The sequence below is a fragment of the Nocardiopsis deserti genome, assembly GCF_008638355.1.
GTDB classification, from domain to species: domain Bacteria; phylum Actinomycetota; class Actinomycetes; order Streptosporangiales; family Streptosporangiaceae; genus Nocardiopsis; species Nocardiopsis alborubida.
On the sequence record NZ_ML703347.1, the window covers coordinates 97529 to 118756 of the forward strand.

The window sequence follows — 21228 nt, forward strand, 5'->3', positions numbered from 1 at the left end:
ACGCTATCCAAGGTCGCGTTCCGGCGATACGTCGCAGATCACACCGGCGTGGGCGTTGTGGCGGCCTACGGTGCGGTTCGTGGTGCGCGGTAGGGGTTTCGGCCTGCCATGGGCGCAGTGGGAGTCGGGGCGCTACGGGCTCCGGCGCGACGCCTCACTCCGCGGTCTCCTCCGGCTCGGGGGACGGCGAGGGCTCCTCCTCCTCGGCGGCCTCCTCCTCCGCCTCCCGGGCGGCCTCCTCCGCGGCTTCCTCCTCGGCCAGGCGCTCGGCCTCGGCGCGGTCGGCGGCGCGGGTCGTGCAGACCTCCTCGGCGGCGGACGCGGAGCCGTCCACGGCGATCACCGTGAAGCAGTACTCCATGCCCGTGTAGCCGGTGGCGACCTGCGCGGACACCACGCCGGGGCCGGTCCGGGCCAGGGTGGCGGCCTCGTGGCCGAAGGGGCCGCCCAGCACGAAGAACGAGGCGGTGCCACCGCTGTTGTCGGTCCAGTTGAGTTCGACGGCGTTGAGGCTGTCCGCCAGGACGACGTTCGTCGGCGCGGAGACCTCGGGCGGAGCCGAGGGGTCGACGACCGGCCCGGCGGCCTCCTCCTCGGCCGCGGGCTCCGGTTCGGCTTCCTGTTCGGCGGCCGCGACCACCGGGGCCGGTGACTCCAGAGCGGCGAACGCCCCGGAGAGGCTGGTGACCATGAGGATGCCGCACACGGTCACGGCGATGTGGAGGTGGCGGCGCCACCGCGGCTGGTCCTGCTCGGTCTCGGGCACCGGCCCCCAGGAGGGGGCGTCGTCCTCGGCCAGCGCGGACTCGTCCACGGGCAGGGAGGAGGACTCGGCGGTGCCGGTCCAGCCCTCCAGGCGCGACCAGGCGCGCAGCGCGGAGATCTCCTCGCCGCGCAGCTTCGCCATCATGATCTCGGCGGTGCCGCCCGCGTCGACGGCCGGGAGCCTGCTCCCCTCCAGCCCGGTGTGCCGGGGCCTGAGTTCACGTGACTGTGGCGGCTGCGGCTGTTGGGGCTGTTGCGTTCCTGTCGCCGGGTGCGGGGCCGCGCCCCCGGGGAGGGGCGGTGCGTGCTGCGGGGCGGCCGGAGCGACGTGCGGGGCGGCGGGTGCGTGCGAGGCCTGGGGGCCCGAGGGCCGGAACCACGCCGTGGCGGGCGGGGTCTGCGGGCCCGGGGGAGGAGGGGCCGGGGAGGGCGGGGCGTCCGCGCCGGACGGGGTCTGTGGCCGGGAAGGCGCAGGGGGAGGGGCCTGCGGGCCCGTCCAGGGGGTGTAGGCGTCCTGCTGGGGACCGGTGGCGTACGGCGGAGGCGGAAGCTGGGGTCCCGGCATGGGCGTCTGCGGCCCTGACGCGGGCGTCTGCGCCGGTGCCGCGGGGTGCTGCGGTCCGGAGTGCGGGGTCTGTGCGTCCGCGGCCGGGGTCTGGAAGCCCGTCACGGGCGCCTGCGGCCCTGACATCGGCGTCTGGGGCCCGTTCATCGGCGCCTGCGCACCCGGCACCGGGGCCTGCGGGTCCGGTGTGTGGGGGCGCTGTTCCCACACGGGAGCCTCGGGGTCCGGTACCGGTCGCTGCGGCCCGGACGCCGAAGGGCGCGGTGCCGCCGGATCAGGCGCGTACGCCGGGCTCTGGGCACCGGACACGGAGGACTGGGGTCCCGGCATGGGCGTCTGCGGCCCTGACGCGGGCGTCTGCGCCGGTGCCGCGGGGTGCTGCGGTCCGGAGTGCGGGGTCTGTGCGTCCGCGGCCGGGGTCTGGAAGCCCGTCACGGGCGCCTGCGGCCCTGACATCGGCGTCTGGGGCCCGCTCATCGGCGCCTGCGCACCGCTCAGGGGTTCCTGGCCGCCGGTCGCGCCCGGCGCCGTGGCGGGCCGGGACATGCGCGCCTGCTCGAAGGCCGAGGCGAACGCCGCCGGGGTCGCGAAGCGCTCCTCGGGCAGCTTGGCCAGCGCCCGGGTGAGCACTCCCCGCAGCTTGCGGGAGATGTCGGAGCGGGGAACCGGCTTGGGGTCCTGCGTCAGGACGCGCTCGGCGTAGCCGCGGGGATCGAACGGCGTTCCGTCCGTCGACGAGAACGGCGTGTGCCCCACCAGCATCGTCCAGACGGTGGACGCCAGCTGGTAGACGTCGGAGGCGGGCGTGCGCGGCCCGCCCCGCAGCGCCTCGGGCGCCGCGTGCAGGAACGACTCCGTCGCCGGGTCGGGCGGGGGCAGGGCCTCCCCGGACCGGTGGACGGAACCGAAGCCGGTCAGCACCGGGGTCCGGCCGGCCCGCAGGATGTTGCCGGGGCACACGTCCCCGTGCAGCAGCCCGCGCCCGTGCATCGATCCCAGCGCCGCCGCCACGCTCCGCGAGACGGCCGCCGCCTCCTGGATCGGAGCGGGCCCCCTCCGGGCGAGCATGTCGCCGAAGGAGCCGTCCTCGTAGAACGGCAGCACCACGAACAGGTCGCCCTCGGCGGTGGTCCCCGCGTCCAGCAGGGGGACCACACCAGGGACCCCGCTGAGGTCGCGCAGCTGGTTCAGCTCGGCGCGTCCCAGGTGCTCGGGCAGGACCTTGAGCACGACGTCGGCACCGCTCGTGGAGCGCGTGGCCCGCACGATCCGGGCGCGGCGCCCCTGGCGGAGCAGGGCCGGGTTGCCGTAACCGGGCGCCCAGGCGGCGTGCTCGGAGCCGGACATGGGAGAGCGACCCCCTGGTGGTGTTCGTGGTGTGGAGGATCCCCGTCAGGAGACGGGGGAGGCGGCACCGGGTGCTACGGAGACGAGGGCTCCTCGGTGGCCGGGCTCTGGAACATCTGCTGGCGGGCGCCCCAACCGCGCTCCTCGTTGACCTCCTGCTGCCTGCCGAAGGCCCCGATGAGGGCGATGACCCCGCAGATCAGCGCGACCAGGATGAGCCCGCCGATCACCGCGGGCCACACCTGCTGCCGCCGCCGCCAGTACCGGCTCGAACCGTACATGAGGGCCGACCGCAGCTGCCGGTGTCGCAGGGCGTCCGCCTGGAGGACGTACTTCTCCTCGTTGGGCGTGTAGTGGAACGCCTCGGGAAGCTGCGGATCCGGGTCCGCCGGAGCGGACGCGGGGGATGGGGACGACATCGCCGCTCAGCCTACTAGAACAGTCCGTCGAGGTAGCGGGTCAGCCTCCCGTAGTTGTCCGCGGTGTTGCCGGTCGCGGCGATCACCTTGGCGAAGGCGGCGTTGACCTCGGAGAACTGGGTGTCGAACTCCGTGGCCTTGGACTGGAACTGGGAGCTGCCCGAGCCCTCCCACTGGCTGACGGTGCTCTGGGACTGCTCGTTGATCTGGCTCATGATGGCGGAGAAGCGGCCGAGGTGGGCCTGCTGGTCCTCGGCCAGACCCTGGAGGCCCGCGACGTCGCCGTACACGTCGAACTGACTCATGGGAAACCTTTCTGCGGAGAACGGGGGGAGGGGGAACGCCTCAGGCGTTGACCGGGCGGGAGAGGCCGCCGAGGTCGCTTCCGGCCTGGGAGAAGTCGGAACTGGAGTCGGAGTCGGTGATGTTGAACTGCCCCTGGCCCTCGTTCAGCTTGATGCCGTTCTGGTTGCACCAGGACATCAGCTCGTCGAAGCGCTCGGTGAGCTGCTCGCGGGCCTCGCGGAAACGGGCGAGGGCCTCGCCCTGGAGGGCGTCGGCGTCGTTGCTCATGTCCTGGATGAGCTGGTTCATCTGGGTGCGGATGCCCTCGGACTCCTGCCCGAGCTGCTCACCGCCGACCGCGAGGCTGTTGACGTTTTCAAGACCGACGTGGGACATCTGGGCCTTTCCCGGGATGTGGGGGTGGAAGGGGCCGCCTCTTCGCCGTTTCGGGCCGCGTGTGAGCGGGGATTCGTGTGGCCACGGTAAAGAGGGGAGAATACGGACGATAGTAAGGATCGCACCTCTCGGTCAACGGAGGTGCGCTTCTTGTGACATGGGTCTGTGGGCGGCGATCGGCCCGATCGCAGGCAGCGTCCCGCGCGCGGCGGTTGACCGCTTCCGGCCACGGGTCCGGTCGGACGCCGCCGTGCACGGACCCGGCCGGGGCGGGGGAGGACCGGCCCGGCCGTCCACCGGTCCGGTCGGGCGTTCGGCCGACGCGGACCGTCGCCGCTCTCACTGGCCGCCGTCCGCACCGGGGCTCGCGCTCGGGTCCGCGGTCACCGGTTCCGTCACCCAGCGCACCGCCAGCGGCCAGCCGTCCATGGACGAGTCGTGGAAGCGGGGGAAGAGCTCCGCGGCCTCTCCCGCCTCCCCCTCGGCCAGGTCCACCCGGTGCCAGGCCCCGCTGGTCTGGAGCAGGACCGCGTCGCGCTCGGGCGAGGGCGCGTACTGCGCCACCGGCCCGTCGCTCTCCTCCAGCAACCGTGTGGCCGTGTGGCCCTGTCCCTCCACAGTCACCAGGTACGCGCCCGCCGGGGGCTCCCCGCCGTCGGCGGGGGCGTCGGGACGCAGCAGGGCGGTGCCCCCGCCCCACACCAGGGAGTTGTCGAAGGTCTGCCACTGGCCGCCGTCGACGTTGAGGGTCGCGTTGACGACGCTGTCCGCCGTCTCCCGCACCACGAGGCTGCCGCCGTCGACGGCGTTGCTCTGCCGGGTCTGCACGCTGTTGCGGATGTGCAGCGACCCGTCCGGGGTCAGCGCCCAGTCGCTGGGCCGCTGGTTCTCGCCGATCAGGAGGCTGCCCTCCTGGTTGGGGGTGCCCGTCGGGGCCTCCAGCGGCACCGACAGCACCTGCGGGGGCACGCCGTCCTGCGGGGTGTCGGAGACGAACCACAGCCGGTCGCCGTTGATGACCGGACGGGACAGGACCTCCCCCTCCGAGGAGGGGACGGACTCGACCGGCTGGTAGGAGACCTCCTCGGCGCCGGACTCCTGAGGGTCGGTGAGCGTGGCCACCTGCACGGCGTTGGGCTCCTCGGTGACGTAGGCGAAGTACGTCCAGTCAGCGGAGAACTGCGCGTGCACGGACAGGTCCCGGGCCATCGGGTCGACCGCGCCGTCGGGCAGCGCGATCCGCTGGAGCGGCTGCCCGGTCTCGGGGTCGTGGAAGACCAGGACCTGGTCGGTCTCCGGATCGCCGCCCTCGAAGCCCCGGTGCAGCAGGGCCAGGCCGGACAACCCCTCCTCGGCCAGTTCCTCCGCGCCTCCGGGTTCGCCGCCGGAGTCGCCGGACGTGCCGGTGCACGCGGTCAGGGCGAGCAGGCACACTGCCGAGGTCAGGGCGAGGGGGCGCCGCATGGAGCTGCCTTTCGGGGGACGACGGGGTCGGTCGGGAAGCCACGGGGGGCACGGGGCACGGGGTGGGACTACCCCGGGGCCGCCGGGGTTCGGTCCGGAACGCGGTACCCATTATCCGGTCCGGGACGACACGACGCCCCGGCCGGAGCGTCACCGAGCCGCCGCGAGCCGCCGTGCCCCGCCCCGCGGCGGTCCCGAGCGCCGCCGGGGAGGCCCGTCACGCGGGCCTCCCCGGACCGCGGAGGCGGCGAACACTGCCCCGGGAGCACGCGGTCCGCCCGGGTTCGCGTGGCCACATCCGGCCACGGCGACGGGCCCGCGTCGTGTGCGTGCCCCCTCGCGCCGCCTGGAGGCCCGCACCATCCGGAGGCCCGCACCGCCTGTCGCGGCGCGGGCCTCCGGGTCACGCGGGCGGCTCGCTCCACCCCACCTGGACCAGGTCCGGACGCTGACCGCGGCGGGCCAGCTGGGCGCGGCCGACCGGCAACTGCTTGGACGCGGTGCCGTTGGCCAGGCGCCCCTCCATCCGGTCGCCGGAGAAGAGCACGCCCGGCGTGGCCATGTCGCTGAGCGCCTGGAGCACCGGCTCGAACATGGCCCGCGCCGAACCGCCCGTGCGGCGCGCCGCGATGATGTGCAGTCCCAGGTCGGAGCCCTGCGCGATGAAGGGCACCAGCGGCGCGAGCGGGTTCGCCCTCGCCCCCAGCATGTCCATGTCGTCCACGACGATGAACAGGTCCAGGCCCTTCCACCAGCTGCGCTCCCGCAGCTGCTTGGGGGTCACGTCCGGCCCCGGCAGGCGCTGCTTCAGCGACCCCGCGAGGTTCGCCGCGACCGCCTGGGTCTGCTCCGCGCTCGTGCAGTAGGCCAGCAGGTGGTCCTCCGGGACCAGCTCCAGGTGGCTGCGGCGGAAGTCCACCATGACCACGCCGATCTCCGTGGGCGGGCGCTGCACGACCTGCTTGACCAGCCCGCGCAGGAGGGCGGTCTTGCCGGTCTGCGGATCGCCGTACACCACCAGGTGCGGGTCCCGGGACAGGTTCGTGGTGACCGGTGCCAGCGTGCTCTCGGCCAGGCCCACCACCAGCTCGGTGCCGCGGCCCTTCGGCGCCCGGCGGCCCTTGAGCAGGTCGGCCAGGTCCACCTTGGAGGGCAGCGTCTTGACGCCCTGGACGGCCTTCTGCGGCCAGCGCTCCCCGATCCGCTTGACCAGGTCCCGGATCCCGTCGGTGACGTCCTCGTCGCTGGCCACCGCGTCCACCCGCGGCAGCGCCACGTGCGTGTGGTGCTCCTCCGCGGTCAGGCCGCGCCCCGGGGTGTCCTTGGGCAGGGCCTCGGCGGCCTTGCGTCCGATCCCCGAGTCCATCGGGTCGCTCAGCCGCAGCTCGAACCGGCCGCCGAACAGCGCCTGCAACCGGGACCGGATCTGCGAGGACGCGGCGCCGGTCAGGATCGTGTGCACGCCCAGGGACGGGCCCCGGGTGGCGATGTCCATCAGGACCTCGTCGGCCTCGTCGAAGGTGTCGCGCACCGAGGACCAGCCGTCGACCAGCAGGAACAGGTCGCCCACCACGTTCGCGGGCACCGTCCCGTCCGCGCGGGCCTGGCGCAGCGCGGCGGGGGAGTCGAGCCGGTACTTGCGGAACACGCGCTGGCGCCGGTCCAGCTGGGCGCGCACGTCCACCAGCACCCGCTGCACCTTCTCCGGGTCGGCCCGCCCGGCCACGCCCGCCACGTGCGGCAGCTCCTCCATAGCCTGGAGCGCGCCGCCGCCGAAGTCGATCGCGTACACGCCCACGCGGCCCGGCGGGTACCGCCACGCCAGGCTCGCGACCACCGTGCGCAGCAGCGTCGACTTGCCGGACTGGGGGCCGCCCAGGACGATGACGTTGCCCTCGGCGCCGGTGAAGTCCATCTCGGCCGGAACGACGCGCTGCTCCCGGGGGATGTCGGTCAGGCCGATGACGGCGCGCACGTCCGACGGGCGCGGTTCGGTTCCGGTGCCCTCCAGGTCCTCGCCCTCGCCAAGGTCCTCCAGCACCCTGTCGAGGGTGAGCAGCTCCGGCAGCGGCTCCAGCCAGATCGGCCGGACCTTCTCCGCGCCGGAGGCCACCAGCCGGTCCACCGTGACCTGGAGCGTGGTGCGCTTGTCCGCCTTGGGCCCGGACTCCTCGCCCCTGCCGCGGGCCGACTCCATCAGGGACTCGACCAGCGAGCCCGCACCGGTCACCTTGTTCAGCCCGTTGAAGGACAGCAGGGGCAGCACCGGTTCGTGCTCCTCCTGCTTCTCCTGGACCGGCGGCTCGTAGGGCTGCGACACCATCGCCGCCTTGAACCGCTCGAAGACCGACGTGTCCACCTTCAGGTAGCCGGAGCCCGGCTCGGGCGGCAGGTGGTAGGCGTCGCCCACGCCGATGGCCTCGCGGCTCTCCGCCTCGGAGAACGTGCGCAGGCCCACCCGGTAGGACAGGTGCGACTCCAGGCCCTTGAGCTTGCCCGACTCCAGGCGCTGGGTGGCCAGCAGCAGGTGCACGCCGATCGACCGGCCGATGCGCCCGATGGCCACGAACAGCTCGGCGAAGTCGGGGTGCGCCGTGAGCAGCTCGGAGAACTCGTCGATGATGATCAGCAGGTGCGGCAGCGGCTCCATCCCGGGGTCGTTCTCCCGGGCCGCCTCGTAGGCGTGCAGGTTGGGCAGGTTGCCCGCGTTCTTGAGGATCTGCTGGCGGCGCACCAGCTCGCCGTAGGTGGCCTCGCGGAAGCGCAGGACCAGCGAGTCGTCGTCGGCCAGGTTGGTGATCAGGCCGGTGCTGTGCGGGAGCCGGTCGGTGTCGGCGAAGGTCGCGCCGCCCTTGAAGTCCACCAGCAGCAGCGCGAGCGACTCCGGCGAGTGGTTGATGACCAGCGACGCCACCATGGTCCGCAGCATCTCCGACTTGCCCGAACCGGTCGCGCCGACCACCAGGCCGTGCGGGCCCATGCCGCCGAACGCCGACTCCTTCAGGTCCAGCAGGACCGTGTTGCCGCTCGGCCCGACGCCGATCGGCACCCGCAGGTAGTCGCCGGTGCTGCGCCTGCGCCAGGTCTGCCGCGTGTCCAGCTGGGCGACGTCGGCCACGCCCAGGATCTCCGGGAGCCCCACGGTGGCGTGCATGGCGTCGTCGTTGTCGGTGACGGCGATGCCGTACGGGGCCAGGACGCGGGCCAGGGAGGTCAGGTGCGCGACGCCGGAGCGGTCCGCACGGCCCTCCAGCGGGACGCGCGGGGAGTCCCCGGAGACGTCGGCGTGCTCGGTGACCTCGGTCAGCGTGCCGTCGGCGTCGATGCGCAGCCGCAGGTCCACCCCCTCCGGCTCCTCGCGCCGGTCCGCCACCAGGGCGATCACGTGGATGCCCAGGTCGGCCAGGGAGGTCACCGGCGGTTCGGCGTGCAGGCCGGACAGGGTCGACTGGTACTCGCCGTCCAGGACGACGACCAGGCGCTGGGTGCCCGGACCGGGCGGGGCGCCGCGGCGCCGCTGGAGGTCGACGGTGCGCCGTTCGATCTCGTCGGAGAGCAGTTCGGCGATCTGCACGGTGTTGACCGCGACGAACCGGGCGGGCATCGGCCCGTCCTTGGCGTCGTCGAAGGTGTTGTGCGGCAGCCACTTCAGCCACTCCCAGTGGGAGCGCAGCTTGTTGTCGCGCACCACGCCGATCCGCAGGTCGTGCGGGGAGTGGAAGGTGGCCATCTGCGCGACGAGCGAGCGGGCCAGCCCCCGCGCGGCCTCGCGGTCGCCCACGACCGACACCACGCCGTGCTCGCGCAGCGGCAGCACCAGCGGCATCTCGGAAACGTCCGCGTACAGCTCGATGAGCTGGTCGGCCGCCCCCTGGCAGACGGGGTCGTAGACGATCAGCGGCGAGGAGGTGTCGACCTTGAGCCTGAGCCGCCGGGCCAGGGGGCGCGTCCCGGTGCCCGCGCGCAGGTCCAGGAAGTCCGGATCGGAGGCCCGCCGCTCCCACCGGCGCGCCCGCGACCGCGCCGGATCGATGAGCAGTTGCGGGTCGGGGTGGCGGAACGCGCTGTCGGCGCGCTGGAGGGAGGCCACGTCCCGGACGATCTCGCGGAGCTGGTCGAGGTAGTCGACGTAGCGTTCGCGCTGTTCGCGGATCCGCTGGCGCGGGCCGCTGTGCTGGGCCACGAACATGATGATGCCGACGACCACGCTGGCGATCATGATCATCACGCCCGCGACGGCCATCAGCGGCCGGTGGCCCATGGTGATGGACATCAGCAGGGAGCCCGAACCGGTGATGATCGGCATGATGATCATCGCGCCGGAACTCGACGAGGGCGGGTTCTCCGGCATCTGCGGAGGGGTCGCGATGACGAGCGGAGTGTTCCCGGGGGCAGTCGGGACGCTGCGAGCTGGGCGGGGTACGGGTCTCGTCGCCACAGGGATCTCTTTCGGTCCGCCTACGGGGGCTGGTGTCTGGGTGGCTACGCTAGGAATGATCTCGCGATCCCCGCGAATCGCCTAATTCGCGTCCGTCCCTCCCCCCGAGGGTGACAACCTCCCACGACGAACGACAAAGGAATTCTTGGTGTGAGTGGATACTGCCGGGTCACGGTGACCGGACCGGAACGCTGGGCCGATCTGGCACTTCCCGGAACGGTTCCCGTGGCCACGCTGATGCCCCGGATCCTCGAGGTCTGCGCGCCCGAGGACGAGGGCACCGAACCCGCCGGGTGGACGCTCACGACCGTGGAGGGCGAGCCCGTCCACCCGGACCAGCCGCTGGAGAGCGCCGGCGTCTACGACGGCGACGTGCTGATGCTGGGCCGCCGCACCGCGCAGGGCAGGCCCGCGCACGTGGACGACGTCCGCGGCGCGGTCGAGGACCGCGTCGACGCGACCGCGCACATCTGGAACCCGGCGACGACGCTGGCCTTCGGCCTCCTCGTCGCGGCCATCGGCCCTCTGCTGCTGTTGGGGCTGATGATGCGGCTGAGTCCGTCCGCCTGGCACATGGGGATCGCCTCGGCGGGAACCCTGTTCACGGTCGCGGTGATGCTGCTCGCCGCGCGCAGGCCGCTGCCCGCCGTCGCCCACGTGCTCTTCGCGACGGCCTGCGCGTGGGGCGCAGTCACCGCCGTGCTCGCCGCCAACCTGCTGACCGACGCGAACCTCCTGGTGCTGGCGGCCTTCGCGCTGTCCGGCGCCCTGCTGGTGGCGGTGATCGGCTGGACGATGCACGAGACGGGGCTGGCCTACATCTGCGCGCTCGGCGTGGTCGCGGTGACGGCCGGAGTGCTCGTGGTGGTGGGCGTCTTCGTGGAGCCGGCGCAGGGGGCCCGGTCCATGGGGCTGGTCCTGGCGCTGTGCGTGGGCGCGCTGCCGCGCGTGGCGATGGTGATGGGCGGGCTGTCCGGGCTCGACTACGAGGTGGGGCGCTCGGGGCAGGTCACCACGGAGCGGTTCGAGGACACCTTCGGCAACACCGACCGCATCCTGCTGGGCATCGTGCTGGGCGCGGCGGTGAGTGGCGGCGCGACGACCGTGCTGCTGGCCTACCTGGCCACGGGCCTGCCCGACCTGCTGCTGTGCGTACTGCTCTCGCTGCTGCTGGTGCTGCGTTCGCGGCTGTTCGACCGGATCCGGCACGTGCTGCCGCTGCGCCTGGCGGGGGTGCTGGGCCTGGGCGCGGCTGGTGTCGCGGCGGTCGGCGAGTACCCGTTCCTGGCGCCGTGGCTGCCGCTGGTCGTGCTCGTGGCGGGGATCGTGCTGGGCGTGCTGAGCTGGGTGCGGTTGACCGACGTGCCGCGGGCCTCGCTGCGCCGCCTCCTCAACTGGACGGAGATCCTGGTGATCATCGCGATGTGCGCGGTGTTCGCCTGGGGGATGGGCCTGTTCGCGTTCGTGGAGCGGATGACCGCGTAACGGAGCCGGTTGCGCCGCGCCGCCTCGTCGAGGAATCCGCGTCCGGCGCGACGCGGTTCCTGCTGAGGGCCGGGGTCTTGGAGCGGTCCGGCGTCGTCCAGGGGTGACTTCCGGGGCGGCCGGTCAGTCGGTGTGCTCGGTCCCGCAGGGGGTCCGCGCGGTCTCGCAGGACTTCTGCATCGCGGTCAGGGCGCGGCGGCGGCGCGCCTCGCGCAGCGACACGCCCACGATGCGGGTGGCCGCGGCGGCCGTCACCACGGCCAGCGGGATGACGAGGAGCGAGGCGGGCTGCCGGATGGGGCGGTACCGCGCCCCCTCCCGGTCGATCAGCAGGAAGCCCGCGGGCCGGACCCGGACGAAGCCGGTGCCCCCGGCGCCGTCCCCGCCCGCGGTGAACAGGCGGCTGGAACCCCCGCCCATCATGGTCAGCGCGGTGACCCGGGCCACCGGGACGACCGCGGACCCCTCCGCGACCACCGGGTCGCCGAACACCGACGAGGACCGCGCCGAAGCGCCGGTGTTCTCGATCAGCCTGGCCAGCGCGGACAGGGCGGGACTGGTGCGGCGGGCACGGCGGCCCAGGACGTTGTCCGGCATGGCGGCGGGTCCCTTCGTGGCGGTTGCGTACCCGCCCCATTGTGTAACGCGGCCGCGGTGCCCGGGACGTTCCTGGCCTGTTCCGGACACCGGGTCGCAGCCGGTGGGAGGACGCGTTCTCCGGGACGCTGTGTGACGGAATGTGAGGGGAGGGCGATATGGTGTCCGCCGTCCGCGTTCCCCAGGAAGGAAACCCCCGGTGCCCCCTGCGCCCCACACGACGAAGACCGCGACCGCGCTGGTCCTGGCCCTCCTGCTGACCGCCTGCGGCGGAGGCGAGCCCGAGCAGGCCGCGGACGCCCCCGACGCCGCCGGGGCCGACACCCAGGACTCCCCGCCCGAGGGGGCCTCCGAGGCGGCGGTCGAGCTGGTCGACCCGATGGAACTCGCCCCCGACGACCTGTGCCAGGTGCTCTCCGAGGAGACCAGCACCGAGCTGCTCGGTCCGCCCGAGGACCGGGCCGGCAGCCAGGAGTCCGATGCCGGTATCCCCGACCCCGAGGACGTGGAGAGCCTCGGCGGCCTCTCCATGTCGTGCATCACCGTGGCCACGAGCATCGGTCCGCCGCCGCGCAGCCACAGCATCACCTACCGCCTGGAGATCAAGGAGGGCCTCTACAGGGAAGACACCTCGGCACCCGCGGAGGAGGACGCCGACCCCTCGATCGAGATCGGTGACTACGCGGTCGTGGAGATCGACCCGGAGGGCACCGACGTCGACCTCCAGGTGGTCCAGGGCCAGGTCGGTGTGAGCGTCGACTACTCGGCGACGGAGGTCGTCGACTACGAGGGCGTCCCCTACGTCGACGAGGAGGAGATGGTCGCGCGCGCCGTCAGGGCGGCGGAGGAGATCCTCGCCGCCACCGGTGCCTAGTGGACTGGCCGGAACTGTCGCCGGTGTTGTGCGCGGGTTCTGAACTGCGATGATCTTGTACTCATAGCCGATGTCGACGCTCGAACCTCGCTACAAGTACAAGATCACGGCGCGCAGGGCGGGCCGGAGGTGCGGCAGCGTCTCCGGAGGTCACCACAGCGGCGGCCCCAGCGCCTCCATGGTCTCGGGGTCCACCAGGACGACCCGCTCCTCGGGGGTGGTCACCGCCAGCACCTCGCCCTCCGGGTGGACGGACACGCGCCAGAAGGGGACGGCGTCCGGGTTGCCCGCGGCGAGGTCCTCGCCGGTCGCCGCGTCCCACACGTGGCTGGCGTGGTGGACCTCCCCGTCCGCGAGGTCGCCCTCGACGTGGAACCAGCTGGCGTAGACCCTGGACCGGTCGGGGGAGAGCACGAGGTCCAGGAAGTACGGCTCCTCCGCCTCGGCGAACCCCGGGATCGGGAAGGACGCCGCCTCGGTGCGCTCGGCGTAGTCCCACCACACGATCCGGTCGCCGTCGAGGTGGAGCACCTCGTCTCCGTCCGGCACGACCGCGAACCCGGTGTCGGAGGTCCCGCGCACGGTGTGCAGCTCCTCGCCGGTGCCCGCGTCCCAGACGGTGATCGTCCCGCCGTTGTCGGTGACCACGCGCCCGGGGCCCGCGAACGCCGTCCCGTAGGCGAGGTCGGGGGCGAGGGAGCCGCTCGGCTCCCCGGTCCGCGTGTCCACCAGGCCCACGCTGTCCGCGTTCACGTCCGCGTTCCGCTCCAGGGTCACGCCCAGCAGCGAGCCGTCGGGGCTGAACGACACCCGCTGGGCGTCGCGCGGTGGGGCGGGCCAGTCCCCGTCCACCGGCCCCCGCTGCGGCCCCAGGTGTGCGGTGGTGGTTCCCGACGGCAGGTCGAAGGCGGTGGCCACCGCCACCGGGTACTCCTGGTCCTCGTACGCGGTGGGCACGACCGCGGCGACCATGCAGCCGACCGGGGCGAACACCGGGCCCGTTCCGAGGGCCGCCGCGTTCGAGAGCCGCGCGACCTCCTCGCGTGCGCGCCAGTCCCACACCATGAGTCCGGGGCCGGAGGCGGTGACGGCCAGCAGGCTCCCGTCGGGGCTGAACGCCGTCTCCCACGCGTTGACGGCCTCCCCGTCCACCTCCTCCTCGGGGGGCGGGTACGCCGTGCCGTCCCGGCACGAGGCGTCGGTGATCATGCCGGTCTCCCGCCCGGAGCCCGCAGCCTCCTCTCCGGCGGGCTCGCGGTACCTCCACACGGCGGTCCCGGCCACCACGGCCAGGACCAGCCCGGCGGCGGACAGCGCCAGAACGCGCCTGCGCCGCTTCTGTCCCGTGGCCGCACCGGTGTCCCCGGCCGCACCGGTGTCCCCGGCCGCGCCGGTGTCCCCGGGAGCTCCGGGAGCTCCGGGAGCTCCGGGCGCTTCGGGGCCCTCAGGCGTTCCGGGGTCCTCGGGGACGGTCCCGCTCACATCGCTGGTCGCGGGCCCGCTGGCGGTCCTCCTCCGGTCCGCGGGCGCACCGGTGATCGGCTGGGTCGCGTCCGCGTCACCGGCCTCGCCCACCGCGCCGTCCACCGCGCCGTCCAGGGCGCCTCGTTGGCGCTCCGCGACCCCCCGCACGGACGCGAGCACCTCCGGCGGCCACGGCACCGCTCCGGCGGACCCCTCGCCGCCGAGCATGCGCACCAGGTCCGCCGAACTCGGCCGCAGCTCCGGCCCCCGCCGCAGGCAGGCCTCGACCAGCCCGCGCAGCTGGAGCGGGACCCGGGGCAGCCCGGACGCGCCCTCCACCCCGCTCGCCGCGAACGTCACCGTGCCCGCCCACGCGAACACGTCCGTGGCCGGGGAGGCCCCGCCCTCGGGAGCGGCGAACGACGGGTGGGGCGCGCGCTGCCGGAGTTCGGCCACGGCCCACTCCAGCCCGGGGTCGGCGAGCAGCGCCGACCCGGGGGAGAGCACCACGCCCTCCGGCCACAGCGATCCGTGGACGCGGCCCGCCGCGTGCAGGTCGGCGATGCCCGACGCCAGTGCCAGCGCGAGGCCGTGCAGCGCGCCCGCGGGCAGCGGCCCGCGCTCGCGCACGAGGTCGGCCAGAGCGGGGCCGAGCGGCCGGTCCACCGCGGCCCACGGGACCGCGCCCTCGGTGTCGGCGGCGCGCACCCGGCACACGAACCGGGCCTCCAGGTCGTACGCGTCCTCCACCAGCCGGGCGAACGCCGTGCGGAAGCTCGGGTCGACCGCGTACTCCGAGCGCACGACCCGCACCGCGACGGGGGCCTCCCCGGGCGCCGAGGCCAGGTACACGCGTGCGTACGCGTCCTCCCCGAGGCGTGCGCGCAGGCGGAAGGGGCCGACGGAGGGCGGGTCATGGGGGTGCAGAGGGAGCATGGCGTCTCACGGGCTCGGGGCGGCTGGCGGCAGGAACGAGTCGGTTGAGGGAAGCGGGAGGTCCAGGGGGACGGGGACGGTTGGGAAACTCGGGGCTGTCAGGGCTATCGGGACTATCGAGGCGGATGGAGGGTTTGGAGTTCCTAGGATGGGTGGGAGTCCGGAGGCCGCTGGGGCGGCTGGAAAAGCCGGGACCAGCGAGACGGACGCGACTGGCGCGGCTCCCACCGCGTTCACCGCTCCCGCCGTGCTCACCTCTCCCACCGCTTCCACAGCACCCACAGGGTTCACCCGATGCTGTCGCGCAGGCTCAGGTCCTCCGGCTCCATGATCCACAGCGGCGCATGGTCCAGGGGGAGCCCCGTGACCACCTCGCCCTCCGGGTGCACGGTGATCCAGCTGACGTACTCCGCGTCCTCCCGCGCGGTCAGCTCCCGTCCGGTGGAGAACTCCCACACCTTCGTCCCGTAGTGCTCCTCGCTCTCCTCCGTGATGATCACCTCCCCGGAGGTGTAGTTGGCGTACAGGCGGTCGGCCGCGGGGTTCAGGGCGATCTCGCTCAGCCCGTTCTCCGGTACCTCGGCGGGTTCGAGGACGCGCGGCTCCCCGTCGTCGAGGAAGTTCACGTGGACGACGCCGGTCCCGGTCATGTACACGACGTCGCCCTCGTCGTTGGGCAGCTCCAGGTTGTTGCCGAAGCCCGCCTTGGCTCCCTCGGCGGCCATGACCCGCTCACCGCCGTCCGCCTTCCACACCTTCACCCCGCCCGCGTAGCCGACGGCGGCCACGTACGTCCCGCCCGGCGAGACCGTGAGGCTGAGGGCGTCGCCGCCCCCCTCGTAGGCGTCGGTGACCTGGTCGGTTCCCAGGTCCACCCGGAGCAGGTCGGAGTCGGCACCGGCCCCGCCGTCGGTCAGCAGCAGCGAACCCCCGTCCCGGGAGAAGGCCATCGCGCCGATGTCCGTGCCCTGCTGGAAGACCGTGTGCTCGCCCGTCTCCAGGGTGTACACGTGCGCGCCGTCCCGGGCGGCGTACCCGATCCGGCACCCGTCCGGGCTGAGGACGGGCGTGCCGCCCAGCGGGTCGATCTCCGCCCCGATCCGGGCGATCTCGGTCCCCTCGCGCCAGTCCCACAGGGCCAGCCCCTCGGTGCCGCCCGCCGCCACGATCCGGCCGTCGGCGGAGAACGCGGTGCTGACCATCGAGGTCGACGGCAGGCTCGGGGGGTCCTGGGCGGCCCGCGCGTACTCCGGCGCGATGTGCTCGGTGATCTCGCACCGCTCCCGCTCGCCCGGCCGCTCCGGCGCGGGCGGCTCCTCCGCGCCCAGGGTGGCCGCCGCCCACGTGCCCACACCGGCGGTGAGCACCAGCGTGGCCCCCGCGGCCCCGGCCACCAGCAGGCGCCGCCCGGGACGTCGGCGGCCGTCCCCCGAGGATTCCCCGTCCCCCGCGAACCCTCCGTTTCCCACAGACCCCCCGTCCCCCGAGGATCCCCCGTCCCCCGCGAACCCTCCGTTTCCTGCGGCCTCCGCCTCCGCCTCCCGCAGGGCCGCCCCTACGGCGGACCGGTGCTCCCGGCCGATCCCCTCCAACACCCCGACCGCGGACGGCGGCAGCCAGGTGTCGGCGGAGGGGGCGGGTTCGACCGGCCCGCCCAGGGCGCTCAGCACCCGGGCGGCGGAGGGCCGCCGGTCCGGGTCCTTGTCCAGGCACGCCGAGACGATGTCGCGCAGCGGCCCGGGCACCCCCGTGAGCACCGGGTCCTGGTGGGTGATGCGGTACATGACCGCCGAGGGGTGCCCCTCGCCGAACGGTCCGGTCCCGGTCAGCGCGTACACGACCAGCCCGCCGAGCGCGAAGACGTCGGAGGGCGGGCCGCCGGGTTGCCTCCGGACGTTCTCGGGCGCCATGTAGCCGGGCGTGCCGATGATCCGGCCGTCCTCCGCCTCGCCCAGCGCACGGGCGACCCCGAAGTCGATCACCTGCGGACCGGCCGCGGAGACCATCACGTTGCCGGGCTTGAGGTCGCGGTGCACCAGCCCGCCCGCGTGCACGCGCTCCAGGGCCTGGGCGACGCCCCGGGCGGCGAACCGCACCGTGTGCTCGGGCAGCGGACCGGTGGCCTGCACGAGGTCGTGCAGGGAGGGTCCCGCCACGTACTCCGTGGCCATCCAGGGCGTCCGCCCGGCGGGGTCGGCGTCCAGGACCCGCGGGGTGTGGGGGCCGTGCACCCGGCGCAGGAGTTCGAGCTCGCGGGCGAAGCGCTCCCGGAAGTCGGGGTCGTAGGCGTACTCGGCGCGCACCTCCTTGACCGCGGCGGAGGCGCCCTCCCCGTCCAGCCCGAGGTAGACGCGGCCCATGCCGCCGACGCCCAGCAGGGCTGCGGTCCGGTACGGGCCGACCCGGCGCGGGTCCCGGGGGGAGAGGTCTCGCATGGGGCTCCTCCGGTCAGGTCAGCTCGTTGACGACGGTGTAGTCGGAGTCGAGGACGAGCACGCGCCCGCCGCCGTCGGCCACGGTGGCCAGGTACTCGTCCCCGGGATGGGCGCCCATGGGGGAGTACACCGTCACGTCGGCGTCGCGGAGGAGTTCGCCGCTCCGCGCGTCCCACACGCTGCCCCGGTCGTCGGCCCAGCCGTAGTCCCCCGCGTACACCCGGCTGCCGTCGGCGGAGAACCCGATGCCGCTGATGCTCTCCTGGTCGGCGGAGGGCTCGGCGAGGGGCACGACCACCTCACCGGTGGCGAGGTCGACGACGTCGACCCGGCGCGCTCCGCTCTGGAGCGCCATGGTGCGGCTGTCGGGGGACAGCGCGACCGCGTAGTGGTCCCCGCCCTCGAACAGGCGCAGCCGCTCGCCGGTCGCGGGGTCCCACACGGCGACGCCGACGTACTCCTCGTACCCGTGCTCCATGACCACCCCGACCAGCAGGGAGTCGTCCGGGGTGTAGTGCAGGTCGGTGAGGACCCCGTCCACCGGGAACTCCACGTCGGCGGTGCCCGACTCCACGTCCCAGACCTGGATCACCCGCTCCTCGCGGGGGTCGCCGCTCTCGGCGGCGAGCACGGCGACCCGGGATCCGTCGGAGGTCAGCGCGGGCATGTCGTAGAAGCCGCGGCCGCCGTTGTCCTCGCCGAAGGTGTTGACCTCGTCGTCGCTGCCGCCGTCCCAGACGCGGATCACGTCGTCGTAGGTGGCGGCCACGTGGTCGTCCGCGCCGATCTGGGCGCCCCCCGGAGCGGGCTCGAACACGTCGACGGGCTCGCCCGTGCGCCAGTCCCACGCGGACAGGGACATGCCGAACACGTAGAGGGTCTCGCCGTCGGCGGAGAAGTCCACGTCGTAGATCCACCCCTCCAGGTCGACCTCGGGGGCGTCGTCCGCGGAGGGCGCGGCTGACGGGGCCCCCGGGGCGCCGTCAGCCGCGTCGGCCCCGGGCGCGTCCCCCGGGCCCCCGAGGGGCCAGGAGGTGAGGGCGAGGGTGCCGCCGACCCCGATGACCAGCGCGGCCGCAGCGGCGGAGACGGCGGCGGCGCGGCGCCGCCACCACGGCCGGTCGTTGCTTTCGGAGGAGTCGCCCGGTGCGTCGGCGGAACTCCCACTGTCCGGAGTGCCCGCGGAACTCCCACTGTCCGGAGTGCCCGCGGAACTCCCGCTGTCCGGAGTGCCCGCGGGGCTCTCCCCGTCCGGAGCGCCCACGGAACTCCCGCCGCCCGCGTCCGGGCGCGGCCCGCGTCCGGCCATCGGCACGGTCGTGCGCTCGGCCTCCTCCGCTCTGCGGGTCTCGTTCTCCCGCACGTCGATCTGCCGGGCGGCCGGGGAGGGCAGCCAGCCGTGTTCGGCCGGGGGCAGCGGCAGCTCGGACAGCCCGCGGTGCACCTCCTCGGCGTCGGGCCGCCACTCGGGGTCCTTGGCGAAGCAGCGGGCGAGCAGGTCGCGCACCGGGCCCTCGGGGACCGCGTCCAGGTACGGGTGCCCGGTCATGACCCGGCGCAGGGTCTCGACGGAGTCCCCCGAGCCGAAGGGCGGGTCGCCTCCGGCGGCGAAGACCACCACTCCGGCGAGCGAGAACACGTCGCTGCGCGGCGTGACGTCCTCGCCGACGACCTGCTCGGGCGAGGTGTAGGCCGGTGTGCCGAAGGTCTGGCCCGTGCGGGTGAGGACGGTCCCCTCCACGGCGCGGGCGATGCCGAAGTCGATGACCTGCGGCCCGCGGGGTGACAGCAGCACGTTGCTCGGCTTGAGGTCGCGGTGCATGAGACCGGCCGCGTGCACGGTGACCAGGGCACGGGACAGTCCCAGGGCCAGGACCAGCAGGGACGGCGCAGGGAACGGTCCCCCGTCGTTCACGGCCTCCTTGAGGGTGGGGCCGGGCACGTACTCGGTGGCCATCCACGGGGGGTCCCCGTCGGGGTCCGCGTCCACGACGGCGGGCGTGAAGGGGCCGGTGACGCGCTGGGCGGAGCGGATCTCCCGGGCGAACCGCGCCCGGAACTGGGTGTCGTGGGCGAGGTCCTCCTTCACCACCTTGAGGGCGCACAGGTGACCGCCGGGGGTGCGGGCCAGGTACACCCTGCCCATACCGCCCTCGCCCAGGCGGGCCAGGAGGCGGTGCGGGCCGATGCGCTGCGGTTCGTCGGAGGCGAGGGGGGCCAGCACGGCGGTACGTGTTCCTCACTGCGTGGAGGCACGGGGCGGGTGCCTGTTCCAGCTGGGCCGGGGGCGGGGAGCGCCCTCCAAGATAGCGGTTCGGCCCCGGGACGTCCGGAGGACGGGTTCACCGTGCGCCCGTGGCCCGACTCAGGGCGTGAGCACGTTGAGCAGGCTCAGTTCGGTGTCGTAGACGGCGATGTCGCCGGTCCCCGTGCGCAGGCCCGCCACCCGGGAACCGTCCGGGGACAGCGCCATGGGGAACACGCGGGGCAGGTCCGGGCCCAGCGCGACCTCGGTCGCCGAGGCGTACCGCCACGCCACCATGTCGCCGAGACCGGTGGCGGGGTCCAGCCGGGCGGCGAACACGCGGCCGCTCGCGGCGCTGTACGCGACGTCCACCAGGATGCCCTCGTCCGATTCGGGAACGAACTCGCGGATGACCGCCCCGGTCCCGGGCGCGACGAGGAGCACGGAGCCGGAGCGGATGAGCAGCACGGCCGAGCCGTCCGGGAGGAGGTCGAACGAGGCCGCGCCGACACCGGCGCGCTCGCGGACCAGACCCCGCGACGAGAGGCTCCCGGTGTCCCACACGGCGATCCCGCCGCCGTCCTCGCCGCCCGCCACCACGCTGCCGTCGAGCGAGTACCTGATCGAGCCCAGCACGCCCGAGCCGGACAGCCGTGCCTCCAGCTCCCAGGTGCGGGTGTCGTGCAGGTGCAGGAGCCGTCCGTCGGGGTCGCTGCGCACGCCCAGCGCGAGTGAGGAGCCGTCGGGGCTGAAGGCGATCGACCGCACGACCCTCTCCTCACCGACGACCCGCCTCCTGCCGGTCTCCAGGTCGACGACGGACGCGCCGTCGAGGGTTCCGTAGGCCAGCAGGCACCCGTCGGGGCTGAACGCCGCCGGGGTCGGCGGCACGGCGGAGGAGTCGTGGTCGATGCGGGCGATGGCGCGCGACTCCCGCCAGTCCCACAGGGTCACCGTGTCGATCTGGGAGACGGCCAGGACGGAGCCGTCGGGGGAGAAGGACAGCGCGAGCGGCACGTCCCGGGGGAAGGCGGTCATCGGATCCCCGGTCGGCGCGAGGCGGTCGGAGACGGCCGATCCGGTCGCGGAGCAGCCGTCGGTGTCGTCGGCCGCCTCGGGGTCCCAGGAGGGAGCGGTGAAGGCGTACAGGCCCACACTCACCAGGAGCACCACCACACCGGCCAGCGCGGCCGCGCGCAGCAGGGAGCGGCGGCGTCGTTCCCCGAGGCGTGAGGGTTCTTCGGGGTGGAGGGGGCGCATGGGTCCTCTGGGGGGTGTTACAGGGGTGAGCGAGGACGGCCCGCCGGTTCCGGGCCGGTGCGTGTGTGGTTGTCAGCAGCCACCGTAACCCCAGAAGACCGCTGGTGGGGAATGGTTCTGGAGGGTTAGGGCAGGTTATGTGCCAGTCTGTCAGTTTTTGGTGCCTCAGGTCCGAAGATCTCTCGGCTGGAGGGGGCTGGAGTGGCGCGTGGCGGGCGAAAGGTCCGCCGGGGCCCGCGGAACCGGGACGCGG

Annotated in this window: 13 protein-coding genes; 2 read left to right on the forward strand and 11 right to left on the reverse strand. The window is 74.0% G+C overall.

Going from position 1 to position 21228, the window contains the following annotated elements; translation table 11 throughout:
- Positions 1–154: 154 nt before the first annotated feature.
- From FYW99_RS00470 to eccCa, 6 genes are all read right to left on the reverse strand, one after another.
- On the reverse strand, positions 155–2677 hold the full coding sequence (locus tag FYW99_RS00470; protein ID WP_150248675.1) for a serine/threonine protein kinase: 2523 nt from the start codon (positions 2675–2677) through the stop codon (positions 155–157).
- Positions 2678–2751: 74 nt separating this feature from the next.
- On the reverse strand, positions 2752–3096 hold the full coding sequence (locus FYW99_RS00475) for a hypothetical protein (RefSeq protein ID WP_150248677.1): 345 nt from the start codon (positions 3094–3096) through the stop codon (positions 2752–2754).
- A 14-nt stretch (positions 3097–3110) separates the two neighbouring features.
- On the reverse strand, positions 3111–3401 hold the full coding sequence (locus tag FYW99_RS00480) for a WXG100 family type VII secretion target (RefSeq protein ID WP_017563398.1): 291 nt from the start codon (positions 3399–3401) through the stop codon (positions 3111–3113).
- Between the two features lie 40 nt (positions 3402–3441).
- Positions 3442–3777, reverse strand: coding sequence for a hypothetical protein (locus FYW99_RS00485; protein ID WP_150248680.1), 336 nt, complete (start codon positions 3775–3777; stop codon positions 3442–3444).
- Positions 3778–4116: 339 nt separating this feature from the next.
- Positions 4117–5241 carry a hypothetical protein gene (locus FYW99_RS00490; RefSeq protein WP_150248683.1) on the reverse strand — a complete coding sequence of 375 codons (1125 nt, stop codon included), beginning with the start codon at positions 5239–5241 and terminating at the stop codon, positions 4117–4119.
- Positions 5242–5644: 403 nt separating this feature from the next.
- On the reverse strand, positions 5645–9610 hold the full coding sequence (eccCa, locus tag FYW99_RS00495; RefSeq protein ID WP_394350323.1) for a type VII secretion protein EccCa: 3966 nt from the start codon (positions 9608–9610) through the stop codon (positions 5645–5647).
- A gap of 219 nt (positions 9611–9829) precedes the next feature.
- Between eccCa and eccD the strand changes: the two genes are divergently transcribed.
- A complete protein-coding gene (eccD, locus tag FYW99_RS00500) occupies positions 9830–11164 on the forward strand; it encodes a type VII secretion integral membrane protein EccD (RefSeq protein ID WP_150248688.1) in 1335 nt (444 codons plus the stop codon).
- A 123-nt stretch (positions 11165–11287) separates the two neighbouring features.
- On the opposite strand, the gene FYW99_RS00505 is transcribed toward eccD, so the two are convergent.
- Positions 11288–11761 (reverse strand): GerW family sporulation protein, encoded by a 474-nt coding sequence (locus tag FYW99_RS00505; RefSeq protein WP_150248691.1) that lies wholly within the window; start codon positions 11759–11761, stop codon positions 11288–11290.
- A 199-nt stretch (positions 11762–11960) separates the two neighbouring features.
- Between FYW99_RS00505 and FYW99_RS00510 the strand changes: the two genes are divergently transcribed.
- A complete protein-coding gene (locus tag FYW99_RS00510) occupies positions 11961–12635 on the forward strand; it encodes a hypothetical protein (RefSeq protein ID WP_150248694.1) in 675 nt (224 codons plus the stop codon).
- A gap of 150 nt (positions 12636–12785) precedes the next feature.
- On the opposite strand, the gene FYW99_RS00515 is transcribed toward FYW99_RS00510, so the two are convergent.
- The 4 genes from FYW99_RS00515 to FYW99_RS00530 all read right to left on the reverse strand — a co-directional run bounded on the left by FYW99_RS00515 (position 12786) and on the right by FYW99_RS00530 (position 20975).
- Complete coding sequence (locus FYW99_RS00515) at positions 12786–15035, reverse strand: WD40 repeat domain-containing protein kinase family protein (protein ID WP_190394501.1); 2250 nt, start codon at positions 15033–15035, stop codon at positions 12786–12788.
- Between the two features lie 287 nt (positions 15036–15322).
- The gene (locus FYW99_RS00520; protein WP_150248697.1) at positions 15323–17470 is read right to left on the reverse strand and encodes a serine/threonine-protein kinase; all 2148 of its coding nucleotides are present in this window, start codon (positions 17468–17470) and stop codon (positions 15323–15325) included.
- 13 nt (positions 17471–17483) lie between these two features.
- On the reverse strand, positions 17484–19691 hold the full coding sequence (locus FYW99_RS00525) for a WD40 repeat domain-containing serine/threonine protein kinase (RefSeq protein ID WP_150249792.1): 2208 nt from the start codon (positions 19689–19691) through the stop codon (positions 17484–17486).
- 144 nt (positions 19692–19835) lie between these two features.
- Positions 19836–20975, reverse strand: a complete 1140-nt coding sequence (locus FYW99_RS00530; RefSeq protein ID WP_150248700.1) for a WD40 repeat domain-containing protein — start codon at positions 20973–20975, stop codon at positions 19836–19838.
- Positions 20976–21228: the final 253 nt, after the last annotated feature.

Excerpts from the sequence above, each read along its gene's own strand:
- FYW99_RS00470 (WP_150248675.1), bottom strand. The coding sequence starts at position 2,677 with ATGTCCGGCTCCGAGCACGCCGCCTGGGCGCCCGGTTACGGCAACCCG.
- FYW99_RS00475 (WP_150248677.1), bottom strand. The coding sequence starts at position 3,096 with ATGTCGTCCCCATCCCCCGCGTCCGCTCCGGCGGACCCGGATCCGCAG.
- FYW99_RS00480 (WP_017563398.1), bottom strand. The coding sequence starts at position 3,401 with ATGAGTCAGTTCGACGTGTACGGCGACGTCGCGGGCCTCCAGGGTCTG.
- FYW99_RS00485 (WP_150248680.1), bottom strand. The coding sequence starts at position 3,777 with ATGTCCCACGTCGGTCTTGAAAACGTCAACAGCCTCGCGGTCGGCGGT.
- FYW99_RS00490 (WP_150248683.1), bottom strand. The coding sequence starts at position 5,241 with ATGCGGCGCCCCCTCGCCCTGACCTCGGCAGTGTGCCTGCTCGCCCTG.
- FYW99_RS00505 (WP_150248691.1), bottom strand. The coding sequence starts at position 11,761 with ATGCCGGACAACGTCCTGGGCCGCCGTGCCCGCCGCACCAGTCCCGCC.
- FYW99_RS00515 (WP_190394501.1), bottom strand. The coding sequence starts at position 15,035 with ATGCTCCCTCTGCACCCCCATGACCCGCCCTCCGTCGGCCCCTTCCGC.
- FYW99_RS00520 (WP_150248697.1), bottom strand. The coding sequence starts at position 17,470 with ATGCGAGACCTCTCCCCCCGGGACCCGCGCCGGGTCGGCCCGTACCGG.
- FYW99_RS00530 (WP_150248700.1), bottom strand. The coding sequence starts at position 20,975 with ATGCGCCCCCTCCACCCCGAAGAACCCTCACGCCTCGGGGAACGACGC.